Here is a 14,512-nt window from a genome sequence, read left to right as displayed (position 1 = left end):
AAGTATGGAATCCATTATTCAAACCATTACGGTTTACGCCTTGCCGGTGCTCTTCGGTATTACGTTGCACGAGGCGGCGCACGGCTATGTGGCTCGCATGTTCGGCGATCCAACGGCCTATCAAATGGGGCGCATCAGTTTGAACCCGGTGCGTCACATCGACCCTATAGGTACCATTGTTGTGCCGTTGGTTTTGTTGTTTAGCACCAAACTAATGGGTGGGGCGGGGTTGCTATTCGGCTGGGCCAAGCCGGTACCGGTCGACTGGTCGCGTTTACGTAACCCCAAAAGAGACATGTTGTGGGTAGCGCTGGCCGGGCCGGGCTCCAATATGGTCATGGCGATCTTGTGGGCCTTATCGCTGCGCTTTCTCATGGAGTTTGGGGCAACCCCAACCGATTTTTGGGTGCGGATGGCCATAGCGGGTATTCAGGTGAACCTCATTCTTATGGCGCTGAATCTGTTGCCCCTGCCACCGTTGGACGGTGGGCGGATTGTGTTCAGTTTGTTGCCTGGAAAGGCAGCGTACCAATATGCGCGTATTGAGCCCTATGGCTTGATGATTATTATCGTTTTAATGTTAACGGGCGTTCTTTGGACGCTTTTGCGGCCACTGCTTATGGTGGGCCAGGGTATTGTCAGGTGGTTTCTGTAGTAAAACTACCTTAACGATTAACGGTTTTGGCCTATATCCGTTAAACTTGCGAGTTAATGTTATTTAGGGCCTTCTCACCCCCTTTGGTGAGTTCTCGGAGAATTACCCCATCATGATAAGTACCGATTCTGTGATGCCTGAATTTCAGGGAAGTATGGTGGCGTTGGTTACGCCAATGCTCCCCGATGGCGCACTCGATTTCGACGCCTATCGCAAACTTATCGACTGGCATGTTCAGGAAGGCACGGATGCGCTTGTAGTGGTGGGCACATCCGGTGAATCACCGACAGTCAGCATGGATGAGCATGCCGAACTGATTCGCGTAGCCGTCGAACACGCTGCCGGACGCATTCCAATCATTGCCGGGGTGGGAGGCAACTCCACCAGTGAGGCGATCGAGTTGTCTGAGTATGCGTTTAAAGCGGGAGCCAAAGCAGGGCTGTCGGTTGCGCCTTATTACAACAAGCCGTCGCAAGAAGGGATGTACCAGCATTTCCGTACGATTGCCGAAAAAGTTGAGCTCCCCACCATTCTTTACAACGTGCCCGGCAGAACGGTGGCCGACATGTCGAACGACACCGTGTTGCGTCTGGCACACATTCCGGGGATTATCGGTTTGAAGGATGCCACCGGTGACATTGGTCGCGGTGCCTGGTTATTACACTACAAACCTGATAATTTTCAAGTTTTCAGCGGCGACGATGCAACGGCGGCGGCGCTGATTCTCATGGGGGGGAAGGGTAATGTATCGGTTACGGCCAATGTTGCTCCCAAGCTCATGCATCAGCTGTGCGCAGCGGCACTTAACGGCGATGTTCCTGCGGTACGCCGTTTGAATGGCCAGTTGGCTCAATTGAACAAAATTCTGTTTATCGAAGCGAACCCGATACCCGTGAAGTGGGCCCTGGCTGAAATGGGGTTCTGCCAGGCGGGTTATCGCTTGCCCTTAACTCCCTTGAACGAGCAGTATCACAACGTGGTGCGCCTCTCTTTGAAAGAAGCAGGTCTTATTTAAATGTCAAATATTCGCCTCTCCAAACGTTATTCCGGTCTGGCCATAGGGCTAGGCCTCGTGGTTTTATCCGGCTGCTCGCAAATCAATCAGTATTTGGGTGCCGAAGACGCCGTTGATTACAAAAGCTCTGTTGCGGGCGATCCGCTCAGCATTCCTCCCGACCTAACCCAGGCAAACCGCGATGCGCGCTATCGTGCTCCCGAGGGTTCGGCAACGTTTAGCCAGTATGCCCAGTCGCAACAGCAACAAGCCGCTGCAGGCGGTCGCGATGTCGTACTACCCAGTGTCGATGATGTTGAAATTCGTCGTGACGGCGATTTGCGTTGGCTGGTGGTCGACCGTCCGGCAGAGCAGGTGTATCCCGAGGTGGTCGAGTTCTGGGGCAACGAGGGGTTCACGATCCACATTCAAGATCCTCAAGCCGGGCTCATTGAAACCGATTGGGCCGAGAATCGCGCCAAATTGCCTCAAGGTTTGATTCAAGGCGCATTCAGCTTCATTTTCGAGCAAGTTGCCGACAGCGGTGAACGCGAACGATTCCGCACGCGCCTGGAGCGGGTGAATGGAAAAACCGAGGTTTATATCAGCCATCAGAAAATGGTGGAAACCGGTACGATTGACAATACCGGTTGGAAATGGATTGAAGGCAAGGAAGACCCCAGTCTGAATGCGGCAATGCTGGCGCGTCTTATGGTGTTCCTGGGCACCGATATGGAAGAGGCCCGTCGCAAGTTGCAGCAGGCCGAAGAGGTGAGTTTAACGCCGGTGGTTGATCAGGCCGCACCGGGAACTGCTCAACTTACTATTAACGAGTCGTTCGACCGTGCGTGGCGTCGTGTCGGTGTGGCAATTGATTCGGCTGGTTTCTATGTCGACGACCGTGACCGTTCCGCCGGTGAATACTATATTCGTTACCTTGATACCGACACGGGCGAGAAAATTGAGCAGCCTGGTTTCTTCGGTCGTTTGTTTGGAAGCAAAGGCACTGCCGAGGCAGCGCAGTATCGCATTAATGTAAGGGGCGAAGGTTCCGACTCGGTTGTTCGTGTGTTAACTGCCGACGGCCAGCCCGATAATTCCGATACCGCCAAGCGGATTATTACCGTGCTGGCTGAAGAAATGCGCTAAAAACAATGCCGGTTTACGGTTGGTAATGAAGCCAACCGTCTTCCAGCCAGGCTTGTAATGAGTCCCGTACGTCGGGGCTCATTTTTTTTAGTGCACTACAGTCTAACCGGCGTTGATCGGCTAGCATCTTGATTGGGGTGCTTGCTTTTATCGCAGCGACTTCACCGTTAATGAACGCATATGAGCCCCTGTACAGAAGGCGGGTGCACCGATCCAAAACCAGGGTGCCGGTTGCCGGTGGTTCATCGAATAAATCGATATCGCCGTCCAGATTGGTTTCAAAAGCGGCGGCTCTTGAGGGTTCGCTGAGCCATTGTCCCAGGAAACGTCCTGCCAGCGCTTCATTAAATTGAATTTTCTCGGCAACGGCCAGCGTTTCTTTAATAAGGGCATCGGGTATTTGGGCTGGAGCCGACGTAGCCGCCGCGCCTTTGTCCTTGTAGGTTCCATTCAGTTTGGGACCCGGTAAAGGAGGGTCTCCATACAGGCCACTGGTGTTCCCCAGCCGCGCCATAATCTGGTCACTTGCCGCTTCCAATAGCCCACAAGCCAGTGCTGCCTGGGTGGGCGCCCTGAAGCCAATGGACAGTGTCATGCAATTTCCTTCAGCGACACCATCGTGGGCAACATGCGGGGGCAAATAAAGCATGTCGCCCGGTTCCAGCACCCACGTTTGTTCCGGCTCGAAGTGTGACAGTATTTTCAATGGTAAATCAGGCTCAAGACTTAAATTCTTTTGCTGACTGATTTGCCAGCGTCGTTTGCCTACGCCTTGCAGGAGAAAAACGTCGTAGCTGTCGAAATGCGGCCCAACACCACCGCCGTCGCCCGCAATGCTGATCATGACGTCATCCAGCCGTGCGTCGGGAATGAAGCGGAACTGATGCATTAAAGCGGCCACCGCGTCGTCGTGGGCATCCACGTTCTGGGCCAGAACGGTCCAGTCAGGTCGCTTTTGCGAGGGCAGGCGATGCAGCGGCCCTTGTTTCATCTGCCAGCCGTTCTGGTCTTTCCAGATCAGCCGCGACTCCACCTCTTCGCGGCGCACGAGTTGGCGAATGTCGTTGATGGTGAGCGTTGGGCGGAAATTCGGCAAAGCCTGACGGATGAGCAGCGGCTTTCGTTGCCAGTAGTCGCGCATGAATTCGTGTGGCGTCAGGCCGCCCAGCAGCGCGCAGGGAGTATGGATATCAATCATGTGTTTTTCAGGAAATGTCTTGTCTGAGCCGATAAAGCGTTTCCAACGCCTCTTTGGGCGTCAGGTTGTCGGGGTCGATGCCGCTGAGGTTCTCATACAGCGTTAAGGCGGCATCAATCGATGGGTCGGTGGGGTCGGGTTCGGTGTTGCCGGCCGGGGCGCTGAACAAATCCAGTTGAGGCGTATGGCCGCTGTTCTTTTCCAACTGGGCCAGTGTTTTCCCGGCGTGACGAATCACGGCGGGCGGAATGCCGGCGCGTTGCGCAACCTGAATACCGTAACTGCGGCTTGCCGGCCCGGGTCGTACCTCGTGCAGGAAGACGATGCCCGTGCCGGATTCTGCGGCAGCCAAGTGGACATTATGCGCTGCAGGCAACGTATCGGCCAGCCGCGTCATTTCGAAGTAGTGTGTGGCAAATAGCGTAAGCGCGTGGTTGTGGGTTAACAAGCGGTGGGCAATCGCCCAGGCCAGGGCCAGCCCGTCGTACGTTGAGGTACCCCTGCCGATTTCGTCCATCAGCACCAGGCTGGCCGGCGTACTTGCCGCCAGAATGGCGGCCGCCTCAGTCATTTCCATCATGAAGGTGGAGCGCCCGCCAGCCAGGTCGTCTGCGGCACCGATGCGCGTGAATATCCTGTCGATTTGTCCGATACGGGCTGACTCGGCCGGCACGAAACTGCCTGTTCGTGCCAGTAGGGCAATCAGCGCGATCTGACGCATGTAGGTTGACTTGCCCCCCATGTTGGGGCCCGTAATCATCAGCATGCTTTGGTCGCTGTTCAACGTGCAATCGTTGGGTGTGAATTGCTCGATGCTGCGTTCCACCACAGGGTGGCGGCCTTGTTCAATTACGATTTCGTGATCGTCGGTGAGTATCGGGGCAACCCAATCATTGTTGCGGGCGTGTTCGGCCAACGCCGCTAACGCGTCGATTTGCGCCAGGGTGGAAGCGCACAAAGACAGGGCCTTCGTGCTACTGGACAACTCGTCTAGAAGTGCTTCGAATAATTGTTTTTCACGCGCCAGGCTGCGGTCTTTGGCCGACAACACTTTCTCTTCCCAGCTCTTCAATTCGGGCGTGATATAGCGTTCGGCATTCTTCAGTGTTTGGCGCCGCCGGTAATCGGCTGGTACCTTATCCGTTTGCCCCTTGCTGACTTCAATAAAAAAGCCGTGTACGCGGTTGTATTCCACTTTCAAATTGGCAATGCCGGTGCGCTCTCGTTCGCGCGCTTCAAGCTGCATTAAATAGTCGCCGCTGTCCGTGGCCAGGGTGCGCAGCGTGTCCAGCTCTTCATCGTAGCCATTGGCCAAGACACCACCATCCCTCACCAGCAGCGCCGGTTCCTGCGCGATGGCGTTGTGCAGCAGGTTGGGCAGGGCGCCGGGCAGCGTGAGGGCCTGTGCATGCATTTCAATGGCAGGGTCCGGGTTGAATCGCGTAGTGAGCATTTCAATGAGCCCGGGCAAGGTATCAAGCGCGTCTCGCAGGCTGGCCAGTTCGCGTGGCCGTACCGAGCGCAGTGCAATGCGTGTCGCAATGCGTTCTATGTCGGGCAGTGCGTTCAGTTGTTGGCGCAATGCGTCCAGCGCCGGCGATGCATTCCATGGATCTTCATTTTCATTCGGTAATAAAAAACACTGTACGAGGCGCTGGCGCTGAGCGACCTCTTCGTTGTCGCGCAACGGATGGTGGAGCCAATGTCGCAACAGGCGGCTACCCATGGGAGTTTGGCAATGGTCAAGAATCGAGAACAGGGTGGGCGATGCCTCACCGGCCAGCGTTTGCGTAATTTCCAGGTTTTTACGGGTCACCGGATCCAGCACAACGTATTGACTTGACCGGTCGGTGCGCAAGGTTTGAATGTGTGGCAATGCCTGACTTTGCGTGCGTTGAACGTAGTAAAGCAGGGCACCGGCCGCGCAGGTTCCGGCCGGCCAGTCCGACAGGTCGAAGCTGCTCAAAGAGTCGATGCTGAAGTGATTTTGCAGGGTATTGCGTGCATTGTCGCTGTCGAAATGCCAGTCGGGCAAGGTGCTGATCGCAACGCCTTCCAGCAGGTTAATCCGTTGGCTTTCGGGGCAAACCAGTTCGGCCGGGGCAATCCGATGCAATTCGGTGTCCAGCATGTCGGGCTCGCACTGGGTCACGCAAAAATTTCCGTTGGCCAGGTTCATCCAGGCGATACCCGCGGTTTCGGTGCGTCGCTGTCGCAATATCCAGGCGGCGGCGATGAGCCGGTCGCTTTTGGCGGGCAGCAGGGCTTCATCAGTAAGGGTTCCGGGCGTCACAATACGCACAATCTTGCGTTCGACAGGTCCTTTGCTTGCGGCGGGGTCGCCGATTTGCTCGCAAATGGCCACCGATTCGCCCAAGGCGACCAAACGTGCCAGATAGCCTTCCATTGAGTGGAAAGGAACTCCCGCCATGGGAATGGGTGCACCATTCGAGGTGCCGCGTTTGGTCAGGGTGAGATTCAGCAGCCGCGCCGCGCGCTCGGCATCTTCATAGAACATTTCATAAAAATCGCCCATGCGATAGAACAGAAGATGTTGTCCGGCTTCTTCTTTAAGACGCAGGTATTGCTGCATCATGGGGGTGTGCGAAGCGTGCTCAATATTGCTCATTCAATATCGCTATGTGTTGTGTTCAATAGGGTTGGCTGAATTGCGTTTCGCGCAAGAGGCCATTCTAAGCTACCCAGTCATTTATCGATGGTGTCGATTGATTTTTAATCGAAAACTTCATTTTTATTCATGAGGTGCGAACGGTAAACTGTTTTCACAATAGCTGCAGCTAAGTGGCTTTAGCGAAAAACGCATTATTCATTCAGGGAGACAGTGATGGCGTCACGGGAATTTAGCATTACGCAAGACGTTCTCGACAGAATGCATCCGGAAAACGAGCGGTTTGGCACAGTAATGGTTTCGTTGATTCGCCATTTGCATGATTTTATCCGCGACGTTCAACTAACTGAAGAAGAATGGATGGCCGCGATTCAGTTTCTTACTAAAACCGGGCAAATTACTACCGACAAACGGCAAGAGTTTATTCTGCTGTCGGATACTTTGGGTGTTTCTATTCTGGTTGACGCAATCAACCATCGCCTGCCCGAGGGTGCAACCGAACAAACCGTGTTGGGGCCGTATTACTGGGAGGGTGCACCGCGCTTGCCCATGGGGAGCGACATTGCAAAAGGGATTAAAGGAGAGCCTTGTTTTTTCTCCGGCCAGGTCACATCGTTAGATGGCTCGCCGATAGAAGGCGTTGAGCTTGATGTCTGGTCGGGTGATGGGGAAGGCAATTACGACATGCAGCTTGGCAGTGATGAAATGCTGTGCCGTGCCACGTTCACCACCGGGAACGATGGTAAGTACTGGTTCCGTTCCATCAAACCGTTTTATTATCCCGTCCCCGACGACGGCCCTGTTGGCGACATGTTGCGTGCCATGGGGCGCCACCCTAACCGCCCTGGGCATACGCATTTCATTGTGCGGGCGCCGGGGCATAAAACCATTGTTACGCATCTGTTCCCATCAGACTCGCCTTATCTTGATTCCGATACGGTTTTCGGCGTTAAAGAGGGCTTGATTGTCGATTTCGTGCGGCATGAGCCGGGTGTTGCGCCTACGGGTGAAAAGGTTGACGTTCCTTTCTATACCTGTGAGTACCACTTCCAGCTCGCCCCGCTTGACGTTGTCAACGCGTAGGTTTTATCCCTTGGAATACTCACATCAGGGTCTCTTATGAAAATTGGTAAGGAAACCACGCCGCGCACTGCCATTTGTGCGTCGAACCCAGACACCATCGTGGTTCGCGGTAAAAATCTTACAGAAGAGTTGGTTGGCCAGGTGACGTTCGGCGATTATTTCCATTTGCTCGTCACGGGAAAAATGCCGGACGCCACGCAGTCGGCGGTGTTGAACGCAACTCTGGTGGCCATTGCCGAGCATGGTTTGGTGCCCAGTGTGCAGGCCAGTCGCATGACATATGCTGCGGCGCCAGATGCGTTGCAAGGTGCGGTTGCGGCCGGAATCCTGGGGTGTGGCTCCGTGATTTTGGGGGCGTCGGAAAGTTGTGGCTATTTTCTGGAAGAAATTCGTCAACGTGCTGCCGGTAGCACCGACTATACCGAAGCCGCCAGGCAAGTTGTTGGGGAATATCGCCAGGCGCGTCGTCCGTTGCCAGGTTATGGGCACCCTTTGCATAAGAAACGCGATCCACGTGTGAGCGCGCTTTTCAACGTAGCCGCTCAGGCCGGAGCTGACACAACGTACATTGCGATAGCCGAGGCCGCTGAAAAAGTGATCCCCGATATCGTCGGCAAACACCTGATGCTAAACGTATCGGCAGCCATTCCCGCTGTATTGCTTGGAATTGGCTTTCCGTTGGTTGCCTTGAAAGGCGTGCCCATTCTTGCGCGCACGGCGGGCCTGATTGGTCATTTGGTCGAGGAGGCTGAAAAACCCATTGGTTTCGCGCTTTCTTATCAGGCAACACGTGAAGTGGTGTACGAAGGGGAAGCGCCTCCCGGCTTCGTTCCATCAGAGTAATCAGTACGCAGCTTTTCCCGATGCATCGCATTTAACAACGCATGGCCTTATTTGTATGGCCAGGGGCTTCTTTTATCTGGAGCTATCAAAATGAAGAAAGTTTTGGAAGGAATTCGTGTCCTGGATCAAGGAACGTTCATCACAGGGCCGGCCGCAGGAATGCTGTTGGCTGACATGGGTGCGGAAGTGATTAAAGTTGAGCAGCCCGGTAATGGCGATCCGTTCAGGGCGTTCAAGGGAGGGTTGTACAGCCCTCATTTCCAAACGTATAACCGCAATAAAAAAAGCATCACTTTGAACACGAAAGAGCCGGAAGATTTGGCAGTGCTTGATGAGTTGGTTCTTAGTGCTGATGTGTATATCCAGAATTTTCGACCCGGTGCGGCAGACCGCCTGAATGTGGGCGAATCGCGGTTGCGTGCGCTAAACCCAAAACTGGTGTACTGCGCAATAAGTGGGTTCGGTCAAACCGGGCCTGCTGCGAACCGGCCTGCCTACGACTCTGTTGCGCAGGCGGCAAGCGCGTTTTTGGGTTTGCTTATTAACCCCGAGAACCCCCGTGTTGTGGGGCCGGCGATTGCCGATGCAGTGACTGGTTTCTACGCGGCCATGGGTATCATGGGGGCGTTGTTCGACCGCAGTCGCACGGGTGAGGGTGCGTTAGTCGAGGTGTCGATGCTTGAGGCCATGTGCCATTTCAATTTGGATGCGTTCACGCATTATTACTCTGCCGGCGAGGTCATGGGTCCTTACAGTCGCCCGAGTGTTTCGCAGTCTTACGTAATGAAATGTGGCGATGGAAAATGGATTGCCTTACACATGTCGTCGCCCGAGAAGTTCTGGCAGGGGCTGGCACGCGCTATTCAGCGGGAGAACTTGTTCGATGATCCGCGGTTTTGCGATCGAAACGCACGTATTGAAAACCAGGAGGCGCTGATTCAGGTGTTATCGGATATCTTTGCGACGCAAGATCGTCCGGAGTGGTGTCGCCGATTGGAGGCGGAAGATGTGCCGCATGCACCCATGTATGACACCAGTGAGGCGCTGAATGACCCGCAGGCAAAGCACCTGGGAATTCTTGTGGAGGGGCGTCACGAGCAGATGGGAGTATTTCAAACGGTACGCACGCCTTTGACGTTTAACGGTCAACGTGAGCAAAGCGTTGTCCCTCCCCCGATTCTGGGCGAGCACAATGCACAGATTGTTGCACCGTTACGCGAACGTTTGGCTCAAAAGCCAAGCGGTTTATAGTTAAGTGGCCCCCAGCATCGCCCGCCGCAGATCATCATGGTCAATCGCACTTGCGTCATCGTAGTGGCGCGTGATTCGGCCATGCGCCAGAGCGTAAGCCCGTGAGGCAACGCTAATGGCCTGAAAAAAGCTTTGTTCAGCCATTAAGATAGTTAAGTTGGTGTTCTGTTGCAGGGTTTTAATGGTTTCGATCACCTGCCCAACAATAATGGGTGCCAAGCCAACAGACGGTTCATCAATCACAATGATTTTCGGCGAAGTCATCAGGCACCGGGCAATGGCAAGAATTTGTTGCTGGCCACCGCTCATACTGCCCGCCAACTGGCGACGCCGCTCTTTCAAGACGGGAAAGGTTGAATAACAGAAACTCAGGTTCTCTTCCAGACGGCGGCGCACTGTTGGGTTGCTTCCCGCCAGTTTGAGGTTGTCTTCGACTGTAAGGTTGGGGACCAGTCGTCGCCCTTCAGGCACAATCGACAAACCCTGTCGGACTATCTGGAAAGGTTCCAATTCGGTAAGTGAGGTTGTTTTGCCGTCCCACTCAAGCAAAATGCGGCCTTTTGTGGGCTTCACAAACCCCATAATGCAATTAAGCAGGGTGCTTTTCCCGTTACCGTTGGTCCCCAGCAATGCCACAAGTTCGGCTTCCTTAACCTCAAGAGAGACATCGTGTAAAACAGGTACGGCACCATAGCCTGCATGTAAGTTTTCAATGATGAGTCTGTTCACCGAAATACACCTTTTGAACGATTTCGTTATTTGCAATTTCGTTGGCGGTCCCCGCGGCAATTAATTGGCCGGTATCAAAACACACCACGCGTTGAGAGAATCGCATGACGGCGTGCATGATGTGCTCAATCATAATAATAGCGACACCCGACTCATTCAGCCTCATGAGAATGTCCAGTACTTCATCAATTTCGGTATCCGACAGGCCGGCCATGGCTTCGTCGGCAATTAGAACCTTTGGGTCACTGGCCAGCGCGCGGGCCAGTTCCAGCTTTCTGAGTTCAAGTTGCGACAAAGACCCCGATGGGTCTTGTGCGCGGTTGTGCAAACCGACTGATTGCAACAGTTCAAGCGCGCGCTGTTCTTTGTTGTGCACGTTATGCTTGTAGTCGAGTGGAACCAGCAGGTTTTCAAGCACTGACATACCAATAAAGGGCCGGGGAATCTGAAAGCTTCGGGCGATTCCCAGCCGCGCGCGCTCGTGGGGCAGAAGGTGGCTGATGTCCTTACCCATAAAGTGAACGGTACCGTTGTCTGGTTTCAATACACCTGTTATGCAGTTAATTAACGTTGTTTTGCCGGCGCCGTTTGGGCCGATGATGCCCAGCCTTTCGTTAGGGTTGAGGTCGAGATCAACCGGTCCGAGCGCTTTGAAAACGCCAAATGATTTTTCTATGTTTCGAAGTGACAGTGCCGTTGTCATTGTGCAGTTCCCGCAGATTTTCGTTTGGCCAGCCCAAGTAGCCCGTTCGGCGCTAACGCAACAAAAGCAATGAGTACGACGCCGACGAACAAAATGTTCAGCTCCGAGGAAATGGTGACGGTTGCGATTTGTTGTGCGGAGGCAAGAATGATTGCGCCGATGATGGGGCCCGCCCAGCTTCGCGTGCCGCCGATCAGGGGCATGGCAATGGCGTTCAGGCCGATAAGCAGGCTGAACGCGGTAACCGGCTCGACAAAGTTGGTGTAGAAGGGATAGGGTGCACCGGCGGCCGCAAGCATGGCGCCGCTGATACTGCATGCAACCAGCTTTAGTTTAAGCGTGGGGACGCCGGAACATTCGGCGGCGTCTTCGCTGGCCCGAACCGCGCGTAAGCCTCGACCGATCCAGGAGTGCTCAATCCAGCGAGCCAGAGCAACGCAGGCAACAGCGATGATCAATATGACGAAAAAGACATACTGCACCGGCCCGCCGGACCATTCCGGTGGGGCGGGCCCATAAACAGCCATGCCGCGCGCGCCACCCAAACCGGGTAAGTTATGGACAATGGTTTCAAGCACAATGACCAGTCCAAGCGTGGCAATGGCGAAATAAACGCCTTGAATTTGAAGTGTTAGGTAACCCATGGCAAGGCCCAGAATGGCCCCCAAAGCCGCAGCACCAATAATGCCGACCCAAAGCGGCAAACCAAATGCGTTGAAGAGAAAAGCCGATAAATAGACGCCACTGCCGAAAAAGGCGGCCGCACCGAAATTGATATAACCGGCGTAACCGCCAAGCACATTCCATCCGGTGGCGATAACGATGTACTGGACAATGACATAACCCGCAAAGAAGTAGAACGGATTCGTGACGATTGAAGGCGCGAAAAAGCCCGCAAGCAGAATCAGAATAGCGCCCAAGGCGAAAATGAGGTTGTTGCGTTTCATCGGGCAGCTCCAAAAAGACCCTGCGGACGCAGACCCAGCGCCAGAAGCAGAATGGCAAAAGCAACCCCCGGTGACCATGAGGGGGTTAAATAAGCGGAAACGAAAGATTCGGCGATGCCGATCATGATCGCGACAACCAATGTGCCGGGTATGGAACCCATGCCGGCCAGCACCACAATGGCAAATACACGCCCGATTTGAAAGCGGCCTGCAAAGGGCTCGACCGGCCCCATAATAATGAGGGCGGCGCCGCCGACAACCGCTGTGGCGGTGGCAATACCGAATGCATGGCGTTTGATCCAGGTGGGGTTAATACCCGATATCGATAAGGCGCGATCGTCGTGGGCGACCGCACGAATCGCCGTACCCGAATGAGTGCGGTTGAAATACAACCATAATGCGCTAATCATGATGGGCGCGAACAATGCGGGCACAAGGAGTCGATACGGCATAGTGATCGGCCCCAGAACCAGACTTGACCCAACATAGTCTGCATCAACTGATTTCAATTCCGAACCAAAAAACAAGGCGATTGCAATTTCAATAACCAGTGAAAGGCCGAAAAACAACGTAAGACTTTGCAGCACATTCGCTTGCCCCTTGCGTTCGAAGGTGTGCGAATAAAAACTGTAAAGCGCCATGCCCAGCACATAAAAAACGGGTAAACCGATGAGGGCGGCGGGAATGGGGCTGATGCCCCATTGGCCTACAAGATAAACAAAATAAGCACCCACAATGACCAGGGCCGGGTGAGCGACGTTGGGTATGTGCAAAATGCCGAAGGTGATGGCCAGCCCCAGGGCGATGGAGGCATAGATGCTACCCAGTACAACGCCGGTGGAAATTGCATTCAGGAAGATATCCAGGGATGAGGTCATACTACGCCACCTGGCCGGGCCGATCGCAAAAGCGAATGGCCCGGCTGAAAGGTTAGATTGAAGAAACGAGAAAAATTATGAAGCTTTACGTGCCGCGTTGTACGGTGTAATGAGATTGCCTGATTTCAGTTCCGCGGGATCGAGAATGACTTGTTTGCCAGGTTCTCGAAACTGGTTGATGTCGTTGCCTTTGACATTCTGGATCTGGATCATGAGTGTGCGGCGTTTTGTCCAGTCGCCGATGTCGTTGAATGCCACTTTGCCGACAATCGTGTCAATGGGGTTGGCATGAAGATATTGCGCCATTTTTTCAATATCAACGGATTCTGACCCTTTAACGCCGGCCTCAATAATTTGTCCTGCAACATAGTAGAAGGGCGGGATATAGAAACCGAGAGGATCCAGTTTTTGTTCAATTGCAATGGGTGTGTAGCGTTTGAAGAAGCTTTCAATGCCGGGTGATTGCAACGTGGGTTCTGGAACGAATGTGGTGATATTGACCAGACCGTTGAGATCTTCGCCCAGAGAACCCAGCAAAGATCCGTATTGCGGCCCAATCATTGAGCCGCCGAATATTTGTACGCTATCGTTGATGCCAATTTCCTTGACGCCCCGGATGATGGCGGCGCTGTCAGCCGGGTAGGAGCACACAAAGACGGCATCGGGGGCAACATTGTTGATATTACGCAAAATGGCCGAGAAGTCGCTTGTGTTTGGCGGATAGCTTTGGTTCATGACCACTTCCATGCCGTATTCTTTGGCTACCTGTGCGCCACCTTGCGCGGCGCTGGAGGAAAACTCCAGGTCGGAATTGATGATGGCGATACGCTTGGCGTTAATGGACTTGGCAATATCAAAGAAGCCGCGTGCCCAGCCCAGCATGGAGTCAGGCCCCCAAGGGCAGGCATGAAAATACTTGTTGGAGCGAGCACGATCGTTGCCGGCCAGTGCGAACATCCCCACCATGAACAGGTTGCGTTGCTTTATAAATGGCATAAGTGGCGCCGAAAGGTTGGCACCGTATGGAGAGATCAGTACATCGACTTTATCGACATCGACAAGTTTCGAATAAATGGCGGGTACATTTGACGCGCTGCTTTGGTCGTCGTAAATAACAAATTCGACTTTGCGTCCCAGTAATCCACCTGCGGCGTTGACGTCGTCGCGCCAAAGTTGATAACCGATTTCGCCGGCACGTGTACTGGCCAGTGGACCGGTAAGCGAGACGCTGGCACCAATTTTGATTGGCTTGTCGGCCGCGAATGCCTTGGTGGAAAGAATAGTGGGGGCAGCAAGGCCCAGTGTGCCCATGGCAGCCAGTTTATTGAATTGACGTCGTGTGGTCATAGGTGTCTCCTCCGGGATGCGTTTAATTTATTGATATGCCTTTGTCCGGCATTTTCATTACTGCATTTGACCTTTGTTCGAATCTCTGAAAACGTCAGCACGGATA

At 54.0% G+C, this 14,512-nt stretch carries 13 protein-coding genes; 6 read left to right on the top strand and 7 right to left on the bottom strand.

Annotated features, from left to right (window positions below):
* The first annotated feature begins 4 nt into the window (after window positions 1–4).
* The 3 genes from CJO09_RS09500 (at window position 5) to bamC (ending at window position 2,798) form a co-directional block, all read left to right on the top strand.
* Entirely contained in the window at window positions 5–655 is a 651-nt protein-coding gene (locus CJO09_RS09500) for a site-2 protease family protein (protein WP_114421011.1), read from the top strand.
* Window positions 656–767: 112 nt separating this feature from the next.
* Complete coding sequence (gene dapA / locus CJO09_RS09495; protein WP_114421010.1) at window positions 768–1,670, top strand: 4-hydroxy-tetrahydrodipicolinate synthase; 903 nt, start codon at window positions 768–770, stop codon at window positions 1,668–1,670.
* Window positions 1,671–2,798, top strand: coding sequence for an outer membrane protein assembly factor BamC (bamC, locus tag CJO09_RS09490; protein ID WP_114421009.1), 1,128 nt, complete (start codon window positions 1,671–1,673; stop codon window positions 2,796–2,798).
* 13 nt (window positions 2,799–2,811) lie between these two features.
* Here bamC and CJO09_RS09485 read toward each other — a convergent pair whose 3' ends face one another.
* Together CJO09_RS09485 and mutS are read right to left on the bottom strand one after the other, a co-directional pair.
* Complete coding sequence (locus CJO09_RS09485; protein ID WP_391523658.1) at window positions 2,812–3,993, bottom strand: JmjC domain-containing protein; 1,182 nt, start codon at window positions 3,991–3,993, stop codon at window positions 2,812–2,814.
* A gap of 10 nt (window positions 3,994–4,003) precedes the next feature.
* A complete protein-coding gene (gene mutS, locus CJO09_RS09480) occupies window positions 4,004–6,625 on the bottom strand; it encodes a DNA mismatch repair protein MutS (RefSeq protein ID WP_425454088.1) in 2,622 nt (873 codons plus the stop codon).
* A gap of 216 nt (window positions 6,626–6,841) precedes the next feature.
* Between mutS and CJO09_RS09475 the strand changes: the two genes are divergently transcribed.
* The 3 genes from CJO09_RS09475 (at window position 6,842) to CJO09_RS09465 (ending at window position 9,802) form a co-directional block, all read left to right on the top strand.
* On the top strand, window positions 6,842–7,708 hold the full coding sequence (locus CJO09_RS09475) for an intradiol ring-cleavage dioxygenase (RefSeq protein WP_119442140.1): 867 nt from the start codon (window positions 6,842–6,844) through the stop codon (window positions 7,706–7,708).
* Between the two features lie 36 nt (window positions 7,709–7,744).
* Window positions 7,745–8,551, top strand: coding sequence for a citryl-CoA lyase (locus CJO09_RS09470; RefSeq protein WP_119442139.1), 807 nt, complete (start codon window positions 7,745–7,747; stop codon window positions 8,549–8,551).
* A 90-nt stretch (window positions 8,552–8,641) separates the two neighbouring features.
* Complete coding sequence (locus CJO09_RS09465; RefSeq protein WP_119442138.1) at window positions 8,642–9,802, top strand: CaiB/BaiF CoA transferase family protein; 1,161 nt, start codon at window positions 8,642–8,644, stop codon at window positions 9,800–9,802.
* Here the strand turns inward: CJO09_RS09465 and CJO09_RS09460 are convergent, their stop codons facing one another.
* The 5 genes from CJO09_RS09460 to CJO09_RS09440 form a co-directional block, all read right to left on the bottom strand.
* Window positions 9,803–10,531, bottom strand: a complete 729-nt coding sequence (locus CJO09_RS09460; RefSeq protein WP_119442137.1) for an ABC transporter ATP-binding protein — start codon at window positions 10,529–10,531, stop codon at window positions 9,803–9,805.
* On the bottom strand, window positions 10,512–11,234 hold the full coding sequence (locus tag CJO09_RS09455; protein ID WP_119442136.1) for an ABC transporter ATP-binding protein: 723 nt from the start codon (window positions 11,232–11,234) through the stop codon (window positions 10,512–10,514). Before CJO09_RS09455 ends, CJO09_RS09460 begins: the two co-directional genes overlap by 20 nt.
* Window positions 11,231–12,181 carry a branched-chain amino acid ABC transporter permease gene (locus CJO09_RS09450; protein ID WP_119442135.1) on the bottom strand — a complete coding sequence of 317 codons (951 nt, stop codon included), beginning with the start codon at window positions 12,179–12,181 and terminating at the stop codon, window positions 11,231–11,233. Before CJO09_RS09450 ends, CJO09_RS09455 begins: the two co-directional genes overlap by 4 nt.
* Window positions 12,178–13,059, bottom strand: coding sequence for a branched-chain amino acid ABC transporter permease (locus CJO09_RS09445; protein WP_119442134.1), 882 nt, complete (start codon window positions 13,057–13,059; stop codon window positions 12,178–12,180). Before CJO09_RS09445 ends, CJO09_RS09450 begins: the two co-directional genes overlap by 4 nt.
* A 75-nt stretch (window positions 13,060–13,134) precedes the next feature.
* Complete coding sequence (locus CJO09_RS09440; RefSeq protein ID WP_119442133.1) at window positions 13,135–14,406, bottom strand: amino acid ABC transporter substrate-binding protein; 1,272 nt, start codon at window positions 14,404–14,406, stop codon at window positions 13,135–13,137.
* Window positions 14,407–14,512 lie beyond the last annotated feature (106 nt).

It is taken from the genome of Neopusillimonas maritima (assembly GCF_003576595.1).
Lineage (GTDB): Bacteria > Pseudomonadota > Gammaproteobacteria > Burkholderiales > Burkholderiaceae_B > Neopusillimonas > Neopusillimonas maritima.
This window is presented reverse-complemented; position numbering and strand designations above follow the sequence as displayed.